Genomic DNA, 20275 nt, shown 5'->3' with positions numbered 1-20275 from the left:
CCAATATGACGATTCATCCAACTTCAATATAAGAATTCATAGTTTTATATATCAAGGGGGAACATTTCTACTAATGAACAGTTTGTTTATGCGTATCTTTTTATTTTTTTCCTGTCTGATGCTGGCGGCAGGAGCCGTTCTTGGCATTACCATGTATCGCTCATCTGCACAGCTGGTTGAACAGTCGATGGGCATGCAGGCACAGGCTGTTGCCGAACGAGCAGCGCAATCCATCGACACCTCCCTGTATGCGCCATTAAGTACAGGACAGGATCAAACCGAGTATTACGATTCATTGCGCGAACAACTCAGCCAGCTTCGTCAGGCCAATGGGTTGAAGTATCTATACACGCTTGGTAAGCGTGAAGAGAACGGAGCCGCAACGTATTATTACGTGGTGGATGGCGCTGCTCCGGATGTAGAAGAGGACGATTTCTCTCCCTACGGGTCGCCTGAAGAGAACCAATATGCGGGAATGCTGCAAGCCTTTGCACAAAACGAACCTTTCCGGGGCGATCTGACCCAGGATGAATACGGCGCAACGATTACAGCCTATGTGCCGATTCATGGTGCCAATGGGGAACTGCTTGGTCTGGTTGGTGCGGACCTGGACTCCACTGCCGTCTACGAGCTGATGACACGCAATCGGATGACCATGATCTGGACCGCCCTTGCCATCGTATTACTCAGCGTGCTGCTGGTCTATGGATTTGCTCATTATTTGACCCGTCCTCTCGTGAAACTGAAGAAGATCATTGCTGAGGTAGGCAAAGGTGATCTGACCGTCGATGTCGAGCTTGGACGGAAGGATGAGGTCGGACAACTGGCTTCGGAGTTCAAACATCTGGTCACGGATACACGAGATGTCATGACAGGCATCCGCAAAAGCTCCGATTCCCTGCTGCAAGCAGCCGAAGGGGTATCCAGACACTCGCAGGCGACAGCGGAAGCCAGCCAGCGCATTGCTGAGCACACAGACCACACAGCCAAAGGCGCTGCGGAGCAGGTTGCACGGGCAGGCGAAGTTACTGTAGCAATGGAGGAAATTACACGCAGCATGCAGCATATTGCGAATTCATCTTCCATGGTGGCTGATGTATCCGAGGAGACGACCCATAACGCGATACAGGGCCAGACCAACATCAACACCGCGATCGACCGCATGGACAAAATTCATCAGGCCAACGCCCAGATGGAAGCATCCACCTCCCAGCTTGCGCAATACTCCAGCAAAATAGAATCGGTAGCACACATGATGAAGGGCATCGCTTCCCAGACCAGTCTGCTGGCATTGAATGCAAGCATTGAAGCTGCTCGGGCCGGGGAACATGGCAGCGGATTCGCCGTTGTTGCTTCCGAGGTTCGGAAGCTTGCGGGGGAATCAGAGCAATCGTCCCAGCATGTGACTGAACTGATCGCCGAAATTACGCGCCAGACTGCCGTTTTATCTTCGCATATGTCGGTCAGCACCTCAGAAGTTCAGGCAGGTCTTGCAGTTGTTCAAGAAGCAGGACGTTCATTCACGTCCATTCATTCCGGCATTGAGACGATGAATGAACGTCTGCACGAAGTGTCCGCCGCTTCCGAACAGCTCTCCGCCAGTGCCGAAGAAGTATCCGCTTCCGTTGAAGATATGGAACATATCTCGCGCAAGTCCTCTTCCAGCATTCAGGAGGTATCGGCTGCAACTGACGGGCAGCTGCAATCGATGGATGAGATGAGCACATCTGCGGAATCCCTTCGTGTGTTGTCCAGTGAGTTGAACGGGTTGATAAGCCGATTCAAAATATAAATCCGATTGCAGATGAGCAATCAATAGAGCCCACCAGATGAATACAAAAAAGCCGCAAGGAAGGGAACGGAAACATGGGGATTACCCCAATCCTGTTCACTCTGCCTGCGGCTTTTTTTGGTTGTACCTTTAATGGAGACTGGCCTTGCGGCTGCCTGAATTAATAACGCTGCGGAGCAGCTTTTTTGCCCAAATCTGTCATGTATGTGAAGAACGCTTCTGGATCGGTATCATACACGAGTTGCACTGGACGTCCGTCTGTTTGTTCCACCGTACGGCCCTGGCTTGGACCATCCGGGATAACAATACAGTTCACGGTTTTCTTCTTCACGATGTCCTCACGTCCAACGGAAGCCGTAGTCAACACATCCCACAGATAGTACGTGGAATTCGTTTCACTGTACACCAGTGGCGGACATCCTGCGTAACAGTTACCCAGGAAGTCAACGCCTTCAAAGCGACGCTCTGCAGCCCAACGGTTACGTACAGCAGGTGTCAGAGGTACTTTGTTCGTGCTTTCCAGGGCTACCAGATCAATCTGGATGCCACTCTGCCATACACGATAAGCCGCTTCAGGGTCCCAGAATACGTTCCATTCTGCTGTGCCATCATGCTCAGGCTCTTCGACGTTCCCTCTTTCGAACGTACCACCCATCCATACAAGCTTGTCGATTTTCTCTTCAATGTCTGGTGCTTCGTCCAGTGCACGCGCGAGGTCAGTCAGCGGTCCTGTGAACAGGAGCAGCGTTTTGCCTTCGGTGTTGCGCACTTTCTCAATCAAATGCTGGTGAGCCGGAACGGAAGACAAAGGAGCTTCCATTTTGCCGGATTCGTTCAGTACTGGAAGTGCATCTACATAGAAGGAATGCAATCTCCATGCCGCAGGAAACGGATTTTTACCTCTGGAGTTGGATTTCGCTACCTCTACGGAATATGTGCCGAAGCGATCGATAATTTTACGGCTGGCATCTGTAGCTGGCTCCAGATATCCGTCTGCCGGAATAACCGATACACCGGTTACATTTACATTGTCCATTTGCAGAAGCATGAACAGCGATACGAGGTCATCCACGCCGCCGTCATGGTTAAAGTACACATTAAGTTGGTTCGTCATGCTTGTTTTCATCCTTCCCCCTGGTTGTCCCATTGATGTTCATCCCGTCCGTCTGCCCGTGGCCGACGTTACCTCTATTATGTCCCAAAACCCTTGGCCACGTAAACCTTCCTCGTACAAAGAAAATAGCGACCAGTTCTGTTTCTGCGGATATTTTACAGTTCCTCCATTCCATCTCAGCATATGCCCGGAGCAGCCTCCACTCCAATATGAAAATGGTAAAAAAACAAGGACAGTAGGCTTGAGGTCCCCACTGTCCTTGTCTGAATCTATCCATCGATTACATGGATTGATTTTGTTTCTCTTTGGCCTTCTCTCCAACAGGCACATACTTGCCTGGCCAGAAGGCCCATTTGCCCAGCAACGTTGTAATAGCTGGCACCATGAACGGTCTAACAAGAAACGTATCGAGCAAGACACCCGCAGCCGTGATAATACCGAACTGCACTAGCACCTGTATAGGCAGTGTTGCCAGTACGGCAAACGTACCTGCGAGAATCAGACCTGCGGAAGTAATAACAGATCCGGTTTCACCCACACCTTCCTTGATCGCTTGGCGAAGTGGCATCGTTTTGCGTTTTTGCCAGATGCTTGAGATCATGAAGATGTTGTAGTCCTCACCCAGCGCCACAAGGAATACGAAGGAATACAGCGGAATCGCTCCCTGAATGGCGTCTGCTCCCAGTCCATAGTGAATAATGAGCCATCCCAAGCCCAATGCAGAGAAATAGGATAGTACTACTGTCGCGATCAGATACGCCGTCGCTACGACGGAACGCAGGTATAACAGCAGCAGCAACGTGATCATTCCGATCACTACTGGGATAATGATGCTGGCATCCCGCTCTCCAGTGACTTCGATATCATACTGCTCAGCCGTCTGACCGTCGATCCAGACATGGCTGTCCACGCTTGTTATTCCAGCATCTTTCAATGCCTGTTCAGCCGTTGCCCGCAGATCCGGGATATGCTGCATCGCCTCCATCGAGTATGGATTCAGATTGAATTCCACATCGTAAGCGGTGATGTTTGCATTCTCAGCACCCTGCTGCGCTTCACCCACTTTGCTTACGTAATCCAGCAATTCCAGACGTTGTTTCAGATCTGTCTCGCTGCCTTCTGTATCGATAATCACTTTCGCCGGAGCGAGTTCACCTTCCGAGAACTGTTCTCCAATGACTTTGAAACCTTCACGAGATGCAACATTCTCCGGGAAGGACGATAGCAAGTCATACGTGAATTTAATTTGGCTAGAGAAAGCAGCCAGTCCACCCAACAACACCAGCGTAATCGCCAGTACTGTCCACGGTTTGGTTACTACTGTACGGCCAATCCAGCTTTCCTTGATTTTACGCGGAGCAGGTGCTGGTTTGCCTTTTTTCTTCGCACGTTCCACTTCCATATCGTGCGTACGCGGTACAAACGGGTAGAATGAACCCCGACCGAAGATCGCGAGCAAAGCCGGAACCAGGGTTAGGCTCGCAATAAACATGATGAAGATGGATAAACTGAATGGTACGGCAAAACGGTGATAGGCACCGTACTCTGCGAACAGCAGTACAAGCAGTGCTGCAACAACTGTAAATCCACTCATGGCAATCGCACCGGACGATCCGGTAATCGCCTGGAAGAGTGCTTTCTTTTTATCCGGCTCATGATAGAGAACTTGACGGAATCTGGAGATCATGAACAGGCAATAGTCCGTTCCTGCGCCGAACAACAACACCGTCATAATAGAGATGGACTGCGCGTCGACTGTAATCCAACCCTGATCCGCCATAAATCCGAGAATCGGACTAGTGACCATATAAGCGAACCCAACTGCAATAATCGGGATAATCGCCAGTACGGGCGAACGGTAGATCAACAGCAACAGGACAAGTACCAGCACAACTGTTGCAATCAGCAAGGATACATCAGCAGATGAGAACAGCCCACTTGCATCAATTGATATCCCAACCGGACCTGTGACCCGTGCACTTAGTGCGCTGGCATCATCGATGGCAACGTCGAATGGGTCGGAACCAAAAATGTCTTTCGTTTTCTGTTCCAACGCTTCAATGCCTTCCTTCAGCTGTGATGAATCAGCTTCCTGATTGAAAAAGAGCGGCATAACCAAGGTGCTTCCGTCTTCCGAAAGCTGACCTTTCAGAGCCTGTGGCGGCAACTGATATAGTGGTACCACAGATTGCTGCTGCTCTACCGGATCTTGATCCAGTCGCTCCGTTAACGCCTGAATGTTCTCAATCTGTTCATCCGTCAGCCCGCCGGCTTGACGCCATACGATGAGAGCGGGAACACCTTCGCCGCCGGGAAATTCTTTCTGGGCAACTGCTGCCGCCTGCACCGATGGCTTGGAATCACTCAGATCCTGCGCGTTATTCGTTTCACGGTCACCTACAGCAGGCCACACCACACCAAGAACAACCGCGATGATGATCCATACCAACAGTGTAATCCATTTGCTTCGTTTGCCGGCAACCCAGCGGCCGTAGCCCGAACCTTCTTGCATTGTCTCTTCATCTCCCTATTTTGGTTCTATGAAGCCGTTTTTATGTGATAAATATAGAAATGAACCACGGGTCATAGTATAATTGATTTAATTATATATACCGGAAGGTTAATATTGCAAATACTAATTTTGTGAACACTTTTGTACAGCCAACATGAATAAGTAAAGAGGTATGCAACCATGAGCAAAAAAACGAACCCTCCCCGCTCTCCGGGTAGGCCCAAGGCCGGTGCCGATCAGGCATCAGCCCAGTCGAAAATACTGATGACCGCCTCGCGGCTATTTATGGAATACGGGTATGAGCCCGTCTCTCTCCAGCAAATTGCCTCGCTATGCGGCGTAACCAAAGCATCGATCTATTATCATTTTTCCAGCAAACCGCAGCTATTCACCGTCGCCATCACCAGTATGATGGCTATGGGCATGCAGCAGACAGCTCTCCGTATGGATGCACCAGGTACATTGCAAGAGCGGTTGGAGAAAGTTGCGGAAGGACGGATGCAACAATCTCACGTCGATACCGAGACCATGATGCGTGAAGCCAATACCTATCTGGATGCAGATCAGCTGGCCCAGATCCGTGAAGCCGAAGTCCGCATCTATGAAGTCCTCGCCACCCACTTTAAGCAGGAGATGGACAACGGTTATTTGCGATCTGCCAATCCGATGCTGCTTGCCCACGCGTTCACGTCCTTGCTGATGCTGGCAAACCGCGAAGGCGTGCGCGACATGCATGCAACGATTGCCGATCTGGCACATGAGCTGGTCGCTTTATTTTTGGACGGAGCCGCTCACAAGGCGTAAAGATCTCTCCAGGCATTGGCCAATGCGGCGATACCAGCTCAATCAGTCCTGCATGACGATTTGAACCCATAGGAGGAATAACCCATGTCTCAACCAACACCATCCCCACGCATCCCACGTCTGTTGGAAACGAAGCGTATCTATCTGCGTCCATTTGAATCGACTGATGTTGATACCTATTTCCCCGGATTGTTTGACGCCGAGATGCGCAGACTCACCGGGACACAAAACAGCTTCACCCGTACCCAAGTAGAACGCTACATCGAAAACGCGGCCCAAGATGACTCACGCTTGATGCTGCTGATTGCCTTGCAGGAGAATGACCAGGTCATCGGAGAGATTGCCCTGATGGACATGCATACCAAAAATCGCAGTGCGCACATTCGGATCGCCATCGACCATACAGAGCATCAAGGAAAAGGCTATGGCAGCGAGGCATTGCTGCTTATGCTAGACTACGGTTTTGGCATCTGCAATCTGCACCGAATCGAGCTTGAAGTGTATGCCTTCAATCAACGTGCGATTCGTACATATGAGAAACTAGGATTTCAACGTGAAGGTGTACGGCGAGATGCCTTGTATTACAATCATCAATATCACGATGCCATTCAGATGAGCATGCTGGAGAATGAATTCCGAGAGCGGCATGTCAGCAGACTTGGATAACGAAGACTACGTGCTACCGGGAGGGAATCTCTTCCGGTTGGTTTACGTTCCCGGCAAATAACCATGCTCCAGTTGCTTCATCCACTACAGCAACCATAAATGGACGATTAACCTCCATCTTGATCCTATCTGTGGGCGGTGCACTTCCGGCCCGCATCTCCACCAGCGTTGAAGCTGCCGCTACAGTCCCTTGCTCGCTCACTTCCATCACGGCGCGATGCAATACCTGACCAATGTATGCCTGCCAGTTCGGGTCGCGAGGAATCATTTTCGTAAAATCGGCGGCATAAGGGTCGAAGGCTTTCTCCATACCCAACTGTTGCAACGTCTCTTTCAGGTTCATGCCATACTCCGCACGAAAACGTGGCAAGGACAGCCCAACCAACTTGTATTCAGAACCAGTATCCAGCCGTTTCGGGTCATCTAGCAACTGCTGCTGAACCTCTTCCAGTGTACGCCCCTCTCGCGGCAAAACGACGAGCAGATGCATCTGTCCTTCTGCGTAAGGCAGCCTAACCGCCTGCCAGTCATCATTCTCCGTATAAAGAAACTGCTTTGTCTGATGCATCATCGGTACAGACAAGGCCTTTCCATTTGCGGGCTTAAACTCGGCGTCTGTCGTGTACTCTGGGTCAAACTCATCCATCCAGTTACCATCAAATGCAATGGCATTCACCAGAATCATCAGGGCTTCCTTTTCAGGCGGCTCCTGCATCAAATTTGGAATCATGCCTTCGGTGTGCTGCTTCACCCATTGATTGATCTCTTCCTTTGCTTGTGCTGGTTGTCCATTTAACGTCCTGATCTCGGCTTCATAAGTTTGCTGTACGGTTGTTTGATACGTTTCCTCTACCGGGATTCCGTCCTTCATCCACATGGAGTTCGCTATACCGATCTGTATGCCTTTTCCCGGATGGGTCAACAACTGCTGCAAAGCCGCTTGAGAAGCATTCACTTGCTCCATTTCTAGCCCCGACCAGCCTATGACCTCTGCCATCTCTCGCCTAGTCTCACCTACGCTACCGTTATATGCCATGCCAATCGCCGCCGCAATGCTGTAAGGAGAAATCAGCAGATTATTTCCGTCAGTCTTCTCTTTTGTACCCATCTGTTGAAGAATGTTCAGCCCCATGGTGTTCATGGCTTGGATTCTTTCGGGTTCGATCTCTTTCAGAGCAGCATTTCGTTCTGCCTCGGATAGCTCCTGATTCGAATTGAATTGCATCTTGTTCGGGTCCCCCTTTGCTGAACAGCTCGTAATGATCAGCCCAGTTATACAGCATAATAACAGTAATACTCCTAACCGTGCATGCATCGTAATCCCCCCTCATCCGTAATACTCAGATACCCGTCTTAGCAATTTACTGATTTCCTTTTTTTACTAGACGTACGGTTGAGAAAAAAGGTTACTTTACACTCATATGCCAAGGTCAACAATTTCTACTGTAATAAACACCATTCAAAACGAGTCAAAACGGTTATATCTATACCATATACGAATGGAGGGATTCCCTATGATTCCGGCAACGTTGGAACAATTGGAGCAAATTCGCAAGGAATGCCGTACCATGGTCAAAAAGAGAGCTACCGCTTCCGCTGGTACAACACTCGTTCCTCTTCCAGGTACAGACGTCCTGGCTGATGTGGGAATGCTCATGCAGCTACTGCCTGCCATTAACAATAAATTCGGATTATCGCAAAAGCAGCTCGACGGTATGGACCCTGAGACCAAATCCATGATCTACGGATTCGTCATGTCCATCGGAAGTAAAGTCATTGGACGTATGGTAACCAAAGAACTGGTCGTACAGGTTCTGAAAAGGGTCGGAGTACGCGTAGCTACCAAATCAGTCGCCAAATTTGTCCCTTTTGCAGGTCAAGGACTGGCTGCCGCGCTCAGCTTTACAGCCATGCGGTATGTCGGCAACAAACATGTTGAGGACTGTTATGAGGTCGTGAAACGTATGATCGAGCAGCGTGAATTAATACCGGGCGAGCCGGCACCTTCTGCGCTTGAGGAAGCAGACGAAGATCCAAAGCTGGAAGTAAAGACGTCATCCGGCGACAACGAAGGTAAAGCTCCAGAAGATTCGAAAAAGGACTAAAGAAAGAAGAAATTGTATCGTGGGACTTGCCGCGGTAGCAAACAAATAGCCGGGTGCACCCAAAGGGTGCACCCGGCTATTATGTTAACGCCATCTAGGATCAGATCGCCTGTGGCTGTTGCTCCGTAAACTGACTGTTGTACAGATCCGCATAGAAGCCTTGTTTCTCCATCAATTCCTCGTGATTACCCTGCTCAATCACGTTACCATGATCCATAACGAGAATCAGGTCGGCTCCGCGAATGGTGGACAATCTGTGGGCAATGACAAAGCTGGTGCGATCCTTCATCAGATCATTCATCGCTTTCTGGATGAACACTTCGGTCCGTGTATCGACACTGCTCGTTGCCTCATCCAGAATCAAAATGGCCGGATTCGCCAGAATTGCTCTCGCAATAGTCAGCAATTGCTTCTGGCCCTGTGAAATGTTCGATGCTTCTTCATTCAGCACCGTGTCATATCCATCAGGCAAGGTACGAATAAAGTGATCGGCATGGGCCGCATCGGCCGCCTTGATGACTTCCTCTTCCGTTGCGCCTTCTCGGCCATAGGCGATGTTGTCACGGATCGTTCCGTTGAACAGCCATGTGTCCTGAAGCACCATCCCAAACAGGCTGCGCAGCTTGCCACGTTCCATGTCCACGATATTAACACCGTCAATCGTAATTTGGCCGTCCTGAATTTCGTAGAAACGCATCAGGAGGTTGATCAACGTTGTTTTCCCCGCTCCAGTCGGCCCAACAATGGCTACCGTCTGACCCGGTTTTACATCAATATTCATATTATGAATGAGTAACTCATCCGCTTTATATCCAAAATTCACACCATGGAATGCAACGGCACCCTGCGGTTGCTGCAATTGTACTGGTTTCGAAGACTCTGGAACCTCTTCCTCTTCATCCAGCAATTCAAATACCCGCTCCGCCGAAGCGATGGTGGACTGAATGATATTCGAGATGTTGGCAATCTGGTTAATCGGCTGAGTGAACTGACGGGAGTACTGTGTGAATGCAAGGATATCCCCAATAGAGATGGCACCACGCGTAACAAAGATCCCGCCGACCACACAAATCAGCACATAACCAAGGTTACCTACAAACGTCATCAATGGCATGATAATACCCGAGATAAACTGGGCTTTCCAACCGGATTCATACAGTTCTTCGTTCACTTTTTCGAACTGTTCTACCGAATGTTCTTCCCGTCCAAAGGCTTTAACCACTTTGTGTCCGGTGTACATTTCCTCGACATGGCCGTTCAATTCACCAAGAGATTTCTGCTGGCCTGCAAAGTGTTTTTGCGAACGGGATGCCACCAGCATAACCACAACTACGCTTAATGGAAGCGTCAAAATGGTAATGAGAGTCATCCATGGACTAATGGTCAACATCATGATGATAACCCCGACAATGGTAACTACAGACGTAATGAACTGAGCCAAACTTTGCTGGAGCGTATTACTGATGTTGTCCACATCGTTTGTCGCCCGGCTTAATGTTTCCCCGTGGGTACGGGAGTCAAAATATTTCAGTGGCAGACGTCCCACCTTGGCGCTGATCTGCTCACGCATGTCATACACAACTCGCTGAGCTACACCAGCCATCAGATATTGCTGAATGTACATGAAAGCTGCACTAAACAGATAGAGTCCCACAAGCAGATACAAAACTTTCATCAAGGCAGGAAAATCAATGCCGGCCCCCTGCACACCCTGAAGAATGGCAATAGCGCCTTTACTGAGAATATCCGTACCTTCTGCCATAACCTTCGGGCTGATAATGCTGAACACGGTACTTAGAATCGCAGCAACCAGCACACCCAGCAAACGATAGCTGTGGGGCTGAAGATAACGCATCAAGCGCCGCAGTGTACCTTTGAAGTCTTTCGCTTTCTCCACGGGAGGCCGCATGCCCATTCCGCCTCCGGGATGACCCGGCCCGCCAGGGGGACGAGATGACTTGCGTTCTGTACGTTCACTCATGCGATCTCCTCCTCTGTCAGCTGGGAGGATACAATCTCGCGATATACTTCATTGTGCTCCATCAGCTCTTTATGTGTTCCCGATCCGACAATCCGTCCCTCATCCATAACCAGAATGCGATCCGCATCCATAACCGTACTTACGCGCTGAGCTACAATTAGCACCGCTGCTTCAGTCGTTTCGGACTTCAGGGCAGCACGAAGTTTGGCATCCGTTTTGAAATCAAGAGCCGAGAAGCTGTCGTCAAAAATATATACTTCTGGACGGCGAATCAGTGCGCGTGCAATGGACAAACGCTGCTTCTGTCCACCGGATACGTTGTTACCTCCCTGTGCAATGACGCTGTCGTAACCGTCTTTCATCTCCGTAATGAAGTTCTCTGCCTGGGCCGTTTGAGCGGCTCGAACAATCTCCTCCATCGTGGCGTCATCCTTCCCGTGGCGGATATTCTCCGCAATTGTTCCGGTGAAAAGAATCGCTTTTTGTGGTACAAATCCGATTTTGGCCCGCAGATCTTCCTGCCGTAGCTCACGGACATCTGTTCCATTTACCCGTACACTGCCCTCCGTTACATCATAGAAACGTGGAATGAGACTGAGCAATGTGGATTTACCTGAGCCCGTACCCCCAATAATCGCTGTGGTCTCACCCGGGCGTGCCGTAAATGAAATGCCTGACAACGCAGCATTTTCCGCACCCGGATAACGGAATGTCACGTTATCGAATTCAATCGTGCCTTGCAGCGATTTCATCTCACGAGGCTGCTCTGGGTTGCTGAGATCCGGATGCATATCCAATACTTCGTTGATCCGCTCTGCCGAAGCCGAAGCTCTTGGAATCATGACAAAGATAATGGAGACCATAATGAGGGAGAACATGATCTGCATCGCATATTGAATAAAGGCAATTAATGAACCAATATTCATATTCCCGCTGTCGATACGCTGTCCACCGAAATACAGGATGGCAATCATTGAAAAGTTCATAACCAGCATCATAACAGGCATTAATGTTGCCATGAGCACATTCACTTTAATGGAAACGTCTCTCAGATCTGTATTGGCTCCATTAAAGCGAGCACGTTCATGTCCCCCACGATTAAAGGAACGAACCACGCGAATCCCAGTTAGTTGCTCACGCAGGACCAGATTGAGTCGGTCGAGTTTTTTCTGAATTTGTTTGAACAAAGGCAGACCTTTCGCACCAATCAGTGCAATGGCTCCAGCCAGTACAGGCAGGACAACCAGGAAGATGGTCGATAATTTGGCATCTTGGGATACCGCCATGAAGATACCACCGATACACATCATCGGAGCCATAACCATCATGCGCAGCATCATCGTTAATACGTTCTGGACCTGCGTAATATCATTTGTGGTACGAGTGATTAGTGAAGCTGTACCCAATTTATCAAATTCCTGCAGCGAATAGTTCTCCACATGGCGGAATACTCTGCTGCGCAGCTGTTTGGCAAATCCACCCGCTGTGCGGGATGAAAGGTAACTGGCTGTTATAGAACAAGCCGTGCCTGCTATCGCAATCACCAGCATCCAGCCACCAATCTGCCAAATGTATGGAACATCTCCTTTTATTATGCCGCCATTAACGATGTCCGCCATCAGGGTTGGCAAATACAGTTCAGCTAGCGACTGTAACAGCACCAAACCCAGTATGAAGAAAATGGGGACTCGGTAAGGCTTAAGCATGCGAAACAATTTCATCATGGCTTATCATCTCCTTGTGTGGACGCATCCGTCTGTTGGGAAACCCTTGTATCAAAAAAGGTGTACACCTTGGTCAACAATGCCGCTAATTGAAGACTGTCTTCCTCACCCAGATGCTCAACGAGCTTATTAAATATCTCCATGCGCTCCTGATGTGCCGCCCGAATAATTTCACGACCTGCTTCGGTAATGGTGATGCGGACTGCGCGACGATCCTCCGGGTCCATGGTTCGTTCAACCAGCCCTTCGTCTTCAAGCCCTCGAATGACAGGAGTAATCGTCGGCGATTTCACTCGCAACAAAGCACTAATTTCCGATACTTTCAGTCCTGGGTGTTTTGAATGTAGCGTGTCATTGAAGTTAGGAGGATTATCCTGCCAATTCAATCGTTCTCCCGGATGCATGCCGTGGAGTAAACAACCCAGAACCATAATTTCATTGTGATTACGCCCATGCGGTTTATGTTGCCTCCATTTGCCTTTATTAAACTGCATGATGGAATACAAAAGCTTCTGGGCAACCGGATCTATGCCAGTCATTATTGTCCCCCCCTTATTTTCATTATCATTCCATAGAGGTCCAACATCATAGGACATCTATTAAATAGCATTCCAATTAAATAGCCAATCAATTAATTAGGTGCACTAAGTATATTCCTGCAAAAGTTGAAAGTCAAACAGCAAATTCACACGTAAATTAAATACCCCTAAGAGCCTACATTGGCTTGGGGTATTGGGTTTGTCATTTTCCCGTCATTGGAGCCCGCTATACTTAGTTTTAAATTTAAACAACTAGAATTTAAGGAGATGAAGATTGAAGATGAACAGGTTTACAATAGGAAAAACAGGCTTGGTGCTGGCTTTGTTTGCCGCCTTGCTAAGCGGCTGTGTAACCAACAGAAGCTCCATCGTAGTTGAGTACCCCACTGGAAAACCGAGTGAAGGTACCCAGCTATTCTTCCGATATTCAACTGGAGAAGTTGTACAGGTTCCAGATATCGGAGATAACAGCAGTATAGAAACTATGATGGATATTGATAAAAAGATCGTTGGGGGATATGCTCAAGCGGATGGAATAGCTTGGGTTCCTTATACTGGATACCCTTCCGGTAATGCAGATGGTAACCGAATTCAACTTGTGAACATTCCAAATACCAAACCAGCAACTGCCGCAGATCATGTTAAGCTAACTAAAGCACCCGAGGTGTCTCCCAACTATCCAGGATATCTAAGTTATACGGTGGCTGTATACGATAATCAAAATCAACTCGTTAACAACCAAACCGAAATCTTCATGCATGGAGACGATCCAAACCTGGAGTTTCATAGTCTGAACGTCTATGGTGATCAATCAGTTAAAAATGGATATTCATACTTTACACAGGGTGGAGGACTTGTAACTTTTGCAATCAAATCGGTACCCATTACAAAGCCTATTAGCGTATACTCCGGCTCGACTTTACTTACCGATAATTTGTTATCCATAGTAACCGATGTGAAAGTAACTAGTCCTAACGAAGTCTATTCGCTTCAAACAGGTGAAACCATGACTTTGAATGCTGAAATTATGCCATTAGACGCGATTAACCCTACCGTAACCTGGTCTGTAATTAACGAGACAGGAACAGCAACCATTGACGCTACGACAGGTGTGCTTACCGCCGGAGATCTGGGAACCGTCTTGGTTCAAGCTACTGCAACAGATGGTAGCGGAGTCGTTGGCAGTGTTCGAGTCACGATCACGCCATTTCCCATTCTGGTGAATTCCATTGCGGTGAGTGGAAGCAATTCCGTTCAAGTGGGCCAATCTACTCCGCTTACTGCAAGTATTCTGCCAGCCGATGCTACCAATCGTTCGATTGTATGGACAGTACAGAACGGAACAGGCAAAGCGACCATTGATACGAACGGAGTACTGACTGGGACTTCGGCAGGAACCGTTCTGGTTCAGGCCAAAGCAGCAGACCTCTCAGGCGTGTTCGGAACCAAAACGGTTGAAATCACCGCGATTAACAATGGTGGTACTGGAGGCAACTCAGGTGGAAGTACCGGAGGTAGTTCAGGTGGCGGTTCAAGCTCAACGCCTACCACCACCCCAACACCAGCACCAACACCTGTCGTAAAGCCAGATCCAACTCCCGAGCCAACTACCACACCAACCGTTGTACCAGGGCCGAAATTCAACGAGCAGGTCGTTAATTTGGATAACCTTATGACGAGCCTCAACCAAAAAATTAAAGCAGCACAGTCCAGTCCCGCTGTACAATTATCCGATACAAGCACACACTGGGCTGCAACGACAGTGAATACCTTCGTGAAGCTGGGAGTCGTAACAGGGTATTCCGATGGCTCCTTCCACCCGAACGCCAGCATCACACGTGCCGAGTTTGCAACGCTGATCGCCAAAGTATTTGATCTATCCAGTAGCCAAGGCAGTGTAATGAGTGATGTGTCCGGTCACTGGGCGGAAGCTTCTATTCGTTCCCTGCAAGGTAAGGGCGTGTTGTCGGGTTACCCCGACGGAACATTTAAGCCCAATCAGGAGATTAAGCGTTCCGAGATGATCGCCATCATTTCCCGCATTATGGATCTGACGAATGTAATTACGACGGAAGCCCCTGTCTTCACGGACCTTGAACAGACCTGGAATAAAGAGCAACTTCAGCAGGCTGCTGCAGCCGGAATCATCACAGGAGACGGAAAAGGAGAGTTCTATCCCGCGAACTCAGCCTCCCGTGCTGAAGCGCTGACGATTGTGCTGCGAGTGCTCCAAACCAATCCCGAGCTTGGTACACTATTGGAATCTATCCAATAAGTCTAGAATCACATCAGTCCGCTCGGCCTCTCGAAGGCAGAGCGGGTTTTTTTTCAAACAAATAAAATTTTAAATTCCCCCTTTCAAACACATATGTTTTCGACTCTCTTTCTGATAAAATTGGAAGCATATTATGCAAGAATATGACTTGATTAAAGGCGGCTCATCTATGAATTATAATCTGTACTTATCTGCACTGCTGATGGCTGCAACCTGCTGTTCTTTAATAATGGCTTACCTCTCCTACAAAAGAAGGAACCTGCCCATTGCCGTTAGTTACGGCCTCGGGATGTTTGTCAGTTCCTTTTACACATTCGGCTACGCATTTGAAATCGTTAGCGGGAATCTGGACCATATCCGATTCTGGCTTCGAATCGAATATATCGGCATCCTACTCGGCCCCGTCTTTTTCTTTCTCATGGTGCTGCAATATACGGGCCGAGAAGCCTGGGTACGCAAGCGTAACGTTATATTGCTGCTGATTGTACCTCTCTTTACGTTTATCGCACATATTACCAATGAGTGGCACCACCTGTACTACAAGAGTATGATGATCGATAACTCCGCAGGTTTCCCTCTGTTCTCTTTTGAGAAAGGGCCCTTATATCAGGTTCATGTCCTGTTCTCCTACACGCTGTTTTTTATTGGTTTTTTCTTCCTTGTACAGATGTTCCGCCGTGCTATACCACGCATGAAAAAGCAAATCGCACTGATGATTATTGGCTCCTGGGGGCCATTCGGTTTTTCTCTTGTTTACTTAAGTGGCGTGCTCCATTCACCCATCGATATCTCACCTTTTGGATTTATCATCTCGGGTGTCTTCTATATGTGGGGAATCTTTCAATTCAACATGCTTCGTTTGGCTCCGCTGGCTTGGCAAAAGGTGTTTGAGTCCATGCAGGATGCTGTCATTGTCTTTGATCTGGACCACGTATTAACCAGCTTCAATCGCTCTGCACGTGGAGTTATTGAGGGGTTGCACCCCAAAAATATTGGTCAGCCCGCAAGTCTTGTCCTTGCTGATTACCCACTGCTACTGGAGAAATTGATTGAGCAACCCTCTTTTGCCAGCAAGGTTCAGCTATCCGGCGGGCAAAGTAACAAGTTTTATAATGTGCATTTTTCTCTGGTAACACACCGCGGCGGGAAACCCATCGGCAGAATGCTGCTGCTCAGCGATGTGACTGAAGCCATCCGGGCAGAAGATAAGCTTCGGGATAATGCCAGACAACTAACTGAATTGAACACATTCAAGGACAGAATGTTCGGTGTGGTCGCCCATGATATTCGTGATCCCATTGCCGTTCTTGTCAATCTGATGGATTTGCTTGAAGAAGAGGTACAAGAATTCGGCGAGGATTCGGAGGAGATTGTTCAGGAGATGAGGCAACAGATCCAGAATACCTTCGCCTTGGTGGAAGGGCTGCTCGAATGGTTTCGCAGTCAGAGCGGAGGCCAAGTCTTTCATCCAGTAGAGCGGGACTTGAACCACTCCGTAGATGCGAGCATACGCCTGCTTCGCTTGCGAAGTGAAAATAAACAGATTCAGATCATTTCTAACATTTCGCCGGGAATCTCCGTATATGCAGACAAGGACATGCTCGATCTGATCCTTCGAAATCTGTTATCCAACAGCATTAAATTTATGAATTCGGGTGGACGAATCACATTGAACGCTGACCGGGTTGACCAGCATATTGTCGTATCCGTCAGCGATACCGGGGAAGGAATCTCGGATGAACAAGCCCGCTCTCTCCTTCAAGACGAATATCCGATATCTGCCATAGGAACTGCTGGAGAACGAGGAATCGGGTTCGGATTGAATCTGTGCAGGGAATTCGTGCGCCTTAACGGGGGCGAGATCTGGTTTGATAGCAAACTTTCGCAGGGCAGCAATTTCTACTTTTCCGTTCCGGTTCCTCCTGAACCCGAAGCGACACAGCCACTATTCTCAATGAAAGCGGGGATTGGTGCATGAAAGTCATTCTGGTGGATGATGAGAAGGCCATGCATCTCATTATGAAAAAAATGCTGGCCAAGATCGGGGAAATCCAGATTATGGGCACATTTCTGGATACCATGGCCGCAACAGCATATCTGGTTGATCATGAGGTGGATTTGATTTTTGTAGATATTAACATGCCCAGGGAGAGCGGACTCGAATTTGCAGAAGGGCTGCGAAAGCTGGGTAAACAGACACGAATCGTCTTTATCACCTCCCACAAGGAATATGCCTTATCCGCTTTTGATGTCTTCGCTTTTGACTACATGGTTAAGCCTGTGGATCAGAATAGACTTCAACAGACTGTGCACCGAGCCCTTGTGGAATGGCGTAATCACCCGGTGGCTGACAACACGGAAGTCTCACAGGCTCGACCTGTGGAATTCAATGGGCTGGGGAGAATTGAGATTCAGAGTCCCCAAGGCATCAAAACCAAATGGAAATCCAGCAAAAGCGCAGAACTGTTCGCGTATCTGCTCATTCATAAAGGCCGGCTGGTGTCCAGGGCACGACTGGTTGAAGATATTTTTGGAAGCATGCCGCAGAAAAATGCGGAAGTCTATCTCAATACGACGGTCTATCAACTACGTAAACTGCTGGATGCGTACGGATTGAAACAAGTACTTCACACGGACAACAACCATTACGCCCTGAATTTGACGGATATCACGGTAGATTTTCTTCGTTTTGAAGAGGGTTGCAAGATGCTTTCTGTCATTCAATCCGAGGACGACATCGAGCAGGCGCGGACACTGGAGCAACTATATGTGGGCGATTTATTCGGGGATAATGTTTATACCTGGGCCTGGAGCGATATCGAGCGATTGTCGATCATGTATACCTCGTTGACCCGTCGAATATGTCAGGCTCTACTAAGAGTACGTGATATCAGTTCAGCTACCCTTTTGCTCAAGAAGCTCCTCTCTCGCAATGAATTGGATGAGGAATCCTTAATGATGCTCATGCAGACGTTAACTACGCAGAAGAACAGAGAGGCGCTGATCGAGCAGTACAAGCATTTTGCGAAATTGTTGCGTCAGGAAATCGGTACGGGACCATCTCCCGAAGTATCTGCTCTATATACCCAGCTATTGTCTGAAATGGAATAGATATGGGGCCATTGGGAAGAAGCTCCCCTCAAGTCGTCAGGTTTAAGGATCTACCTGACGATTTGAGGGGAGCATTTGGTTTACCCGAAAGAGACAGGTAATCTGAATCGAGGAAGACGTTTATTTTACGGGATCAGGACTGCGAAGCAGAAACAGTTTTCAACGCAGAAGCAAAAGGGAAATATTCCTTCGCATTGTTGTATGCAATGCCTTGTACGATCTGTCCAAGTAGATCCATATCATGCGGTACCTCGCCTTGTTCGGCCCATTCACCGATAAGGTTGCAGACCAGGCGGCGGAAATACTCATGTCGTGTGTAGGAGAGGAAACTGCGGGAATCGGTTAGCATGCCGACGAAACGGCTGATCAGACCTACATTCGCCAGCGCCTTCATTTGAGCGAGCATGCCATCCTTCGTATCATTGAACCACCATGCTGCACCAAGCTGAATTTTGCCTGGAATACCGCCGCCCTGGAAACTGCCGATAATCGCTGCGAGCACTTCATTGTCCCGAGGATTCAAGGAATACAAGATCGTTTTCGGCAACGCTTGCTGCTGCTCCAGCGCATCGAGCAAACCGATCATGGCTGAGGAAAGCGGCGTATCATTAACGGAATCATATCCGGTATCCGGACCAAGCTGGGCGAGCATACGGCTGTTATTATTGCGGGCCGCATTAATATGGAACTGCATTACCCAGCCTCGATCTGCGTACAGCTTGCCGAGGAAAGTCAGCGTTACCGTCTTGTACTTGTCCTCTTCCTCACGACTGACCTTCTCGCCTGCAATGGCTTTGGCAAAAATCGCTGCTGCTTCCTCACGTGTGGCCGTGCCGTAAGGTACATAATCGAGTGCATGGTCAGACACCCGGCCTCCTACGGAGTGGAAGAACTCTACCCGTGATTCCAGAGCGGAGAGGAATGAGTCATAATCGGAAATCTCCGTTCCGGCTGCCTGCGACAGCTTGCCTACCCATTCCGAGAATGTATCGCGGTTCAGTTCCAAGCCTTTATCCGGCCGGAATGAAGGCAATACTGCGGTATCGAATCCTTCAATTTCCTGAATCTTCAGGTGATATTCCAAGGAATCACATGGATCATCCGTTGTGCATACCACGGTCACATTGGATTTGGTAATGAGATCACGTGCACCGAATCCGTCACTGTTCAGTTTTGCATTTACTTTTTCCCAGATGGCCGGGGCGCTCGTCTCATTCAACACTTCATAGACACCGAAATAACGCTGTAATTCCAAATGAGACCACGCGTAAAGCGGGTTACCAATCATCATCGGTACGGTTTTGGCATACGCCAGAAAACGATCGTAATCGGTTACACCCTCTCCACCCGTAATGTACTGCTCCTCAATTCCGTTTGCGCGCATCAGCCGCCATTTGTAGTGATCACCGTATAACCAAGCCTCTGTAATATTGCCAAAGGTTTTATTCTCGTAGATCTCCTGTGGACTCAAGTGGCAGTGATAGTCAATAATCGGCATGTCCTTCGCATAGTCCTCATATAACTTGATCGCCGTTTCATTGTGCAGCAAAAATTGTTCATCCAGAAAAGACTTCATTCGTCTCGCACGCTCCCTTTAGGTGAGTTTACGTTCATATGGGTTTACTTCCCAATCTTTACGCTACACTGTTTGC

Annotated in this window: 14 protein-coding genes; 7 read left to right on the top strand and 7 right to left on the bottom strand. The window is 48.7% G+C overall.

Annotated elements, in window-relative coordinates:
• The first annotated feature begins 73 nt into the window (after window positions 1-73).
• The gene (locus ACDJ58_RS29020; protein WP_413374184.1) at window positions 74-1792 is read left to right on the top strand and encodes a methyl-accepting chemotaxis protein; all 1719 of its coding nucleotides are present in this window, start codon (window positions 74-76) and stop codon (window positions 1790-1792) included.
• A 160-nt stretch (window positions 1793-1952) separates the two neighbouring features.
• Here the strand turns inward: ACDJ58_RS29020 and ACDJ58_RS29015 are convergent, their stop codons facing one another.
• Together ACDJ58_RS29015 and ACDJ58_RS29010 are read right to left on the bottom strand one after the other, a co-directional pair.
• Window positions 1953-2906 (bottom strand): nucleoside hydrolase, encoded by a 954-nt coding sequence (locus ACDJ58_RS29015; protein WP_413374183.1) that lies wholly within the window; start codon window positions 2904-2906, stop codon window positions 1953-1955.
• 280 nt (window positions 2907-3186) lie between these two features.
• Window positions 3187-5418, bottom strand: coding sequence for an MMPL family transporter (locus ACDJ58_RS29010; protein ID WP_413374182.1), 2232 nt, complete (start codon window positions 5416-5418; stop codon window positions 3187-3189).
• Window positions 5419-5598: 180 nt separating this feature from the next.
• Between ACDJ58_RS29010 and ACDJ58_RS29005 the strand changes: the two genes are divergently transcribed.
• Both ACDJ58_RS29005 and ACDJ58_RS29000 read left to right on the top strand, forming a co-directional pair.
• Window positions 5599-6222, top strand: a complete 624-nt coding sequence (locus ACDJ58_RS29005; protein ID WP_413374181.1) for a TetR/AcrR family transcriptional regulator — start codon at window positions 5599-5601, stop codon at window positions 6220-6222.
• An 84-nt stretch (window positions 6223-6306) separates the two neighbouring features.
• Window positions 6307-6888 (top strand): GNAT family N-acetyltransferase, encoded by a 582-nt coding sequence (locus tag ACDJ58_RS29000; RefSeq protein ID WP_413374180.1) that lies wholly within the window; start codon window positions 6307-6309, stop codon window positions 6886-6888.
• Window positions 6889-6901: 13 nt separating this feature from the next.
• On the opposite strand, the gene ACDJ58_RS28995 is transcribed toward ACDJ58_RS29000, so the two are convergent.
• Window positions 6902-8113: a serpin family protein gene (locus tag ACDJ58_RS28995; protein ID WP_413374179.1), complete on the bottom strand. Its 1212-nt coding sequence runs from the start codon at window positions 8111-8113 to the stop codon at window positions 6902-6904.
• Window positions 8114-8402: 289 nt separating this feature from the next.
• On the opposite strand from ACDJ58_RS28995, the gene ACDJ58_RS28990 reads away from it, so the two are divergent.
• On the top strand, window positions 8403-8993 hold the full coding sequence (locus tag ACDJ58_RS28990; RefSeq protein ID WP_413374178.1) for a hypothetical protein: 591 nt from the start codon (window positions 8403-8405) through the stop codon (window positions 8991-8993).
• Between the two features lie 100 nt (window positions 8994-9093).
• Here ACDJ58_RS28990 and ACDJ58_RS28985 read toward each other — a convergent pair whose 3' ends face one another.
• Genes ACDJ58_RS28985 through ACDJ58_RS28975 form a run of 3 tightly spaced genes read right to left on the bottom strand, consistent with a single transcriptional unit; the run spans window position 9094 to window position 13237 of the window.
• Window positions 9094-10974, bottom strand: a complete 1881-nt coding sequence (locus ACDJ58_RS28985) for an ABC transporter ATP-binding protein (protein ID WP_413374177.1) — start codon at window positions 10972-10974, stop codon at window positions 9094-9096.
• Window positions 10971-12698 carry an ABC transporter ATP-binding protein gene (locus ACDJ58_RS28980; RefSeq protein ID WP_413374176.1) on the bottom strand — a complete coding sequence of 576 codons (1728 nt, stop codon included), beginning with the start codon at window positions 12696-12698 and terminating at the stop codon, window positions 10971-10973. The genes ACDJ58_RS28985 and ACDJ58_RS28980 overlap by 4 nt, the downstream gene beginning before the upstream one ends.
• The gene (locus ACDJ58_RS28975; protein ID WP_413374175.1) at window positions 12695-13237 is read right to left on the bottom strand and encodes a MarR family winged helix-turn-helix transcriptional regulator; all 543 of its coding nucleotides are present in this window, start codon (window positions 13235-13237) and stop codon (window positions 12695-12697) included. Before ACDJ58_RS28975 ends, ACDJ58_RS28980 begins: the two co-directional genes overlap by 4 nt.
• 280 nt (window positions 13238-13517) lie before the next feature.
• Between ACDJ58_RS28975 and ACDJ58_RS28970 the strand changes: the two genes are divergently transcribed.
• The 3 genes from ACDJ58_RS28970 (at window position 13518) to ACDJ58_RS28960 (ending at window position 18623) form a co-directional block, all read left to right on the top strand.
• Window positions 13518-15512: an S-layer homology domain-containing protein gene (locus tag ACDJ58_RS28970; protein WP_413374174.1), complete on the top strand. Its 1995-nt coding sequence runs from the start codon at window positions 13518-13520 to the stop codon at window positions 15510-15512.
• A 169-nt stretch (window positions 15513-15681) separates the two neighbouring features.
• Window positions 15682-17490, top strand: coding sequence for a histidine kinase N-terminal 7TM domain-containing protein (locus ACDJ58_RS28965; RefSeq protein WP_413374173.1), 1809 nt, complete (start codon window positions 15682-15684; stop codon window positions 17488-17490).
• Window positions 17487-18623 (top strand): response regulator, encoded by a 1137-nt coding sequence (locus ACDJ58_RS28960; RefSeq protein ID WP_413374172.1) that lies wholly within the window; start codon window positions 17487-17489, stop codon window positions 18621-18623. The genes ACDJ58_RS28965 and ACDJ58_RS28960 overlap by 4 nt, the downstream gene beginning before the upstream one ends.
• Window positions 18624-18756: 133 nt before the next feature.
• Here ACDJ58_RS28960 and uxaC read toward each other — a convergent pair whose 3' ends face one another.
• Complete coding sequence (gene uxaC / locus ACDJ58_RS28955) at window positions 18757-20199, bottom strand: glucuronate isomerase (protein ID WP_413374171.1); 1443 nt, start codon at window positions 20197-20199, stop codon at window positions 18757-18759.
• Window positions 20200-20275: the final 76 nt, after the last annotated feature.

The sequence above is a fragment of the Paenibacillus taichungensis genome, assembly GCF_047302525.1.
GTDB classification, from domain to species: Bacteria; Bacillota; Bacilli; order Paenibacillales; family Paenibacillaceae; genus Paenibacillus; species Paenibacillus taichungensis_B.
The sequence above is the reverse complement of the archived record's forward strand: the minus strand, read 5'-3'. Positions and strand labels throughout refer to the sequence as shown.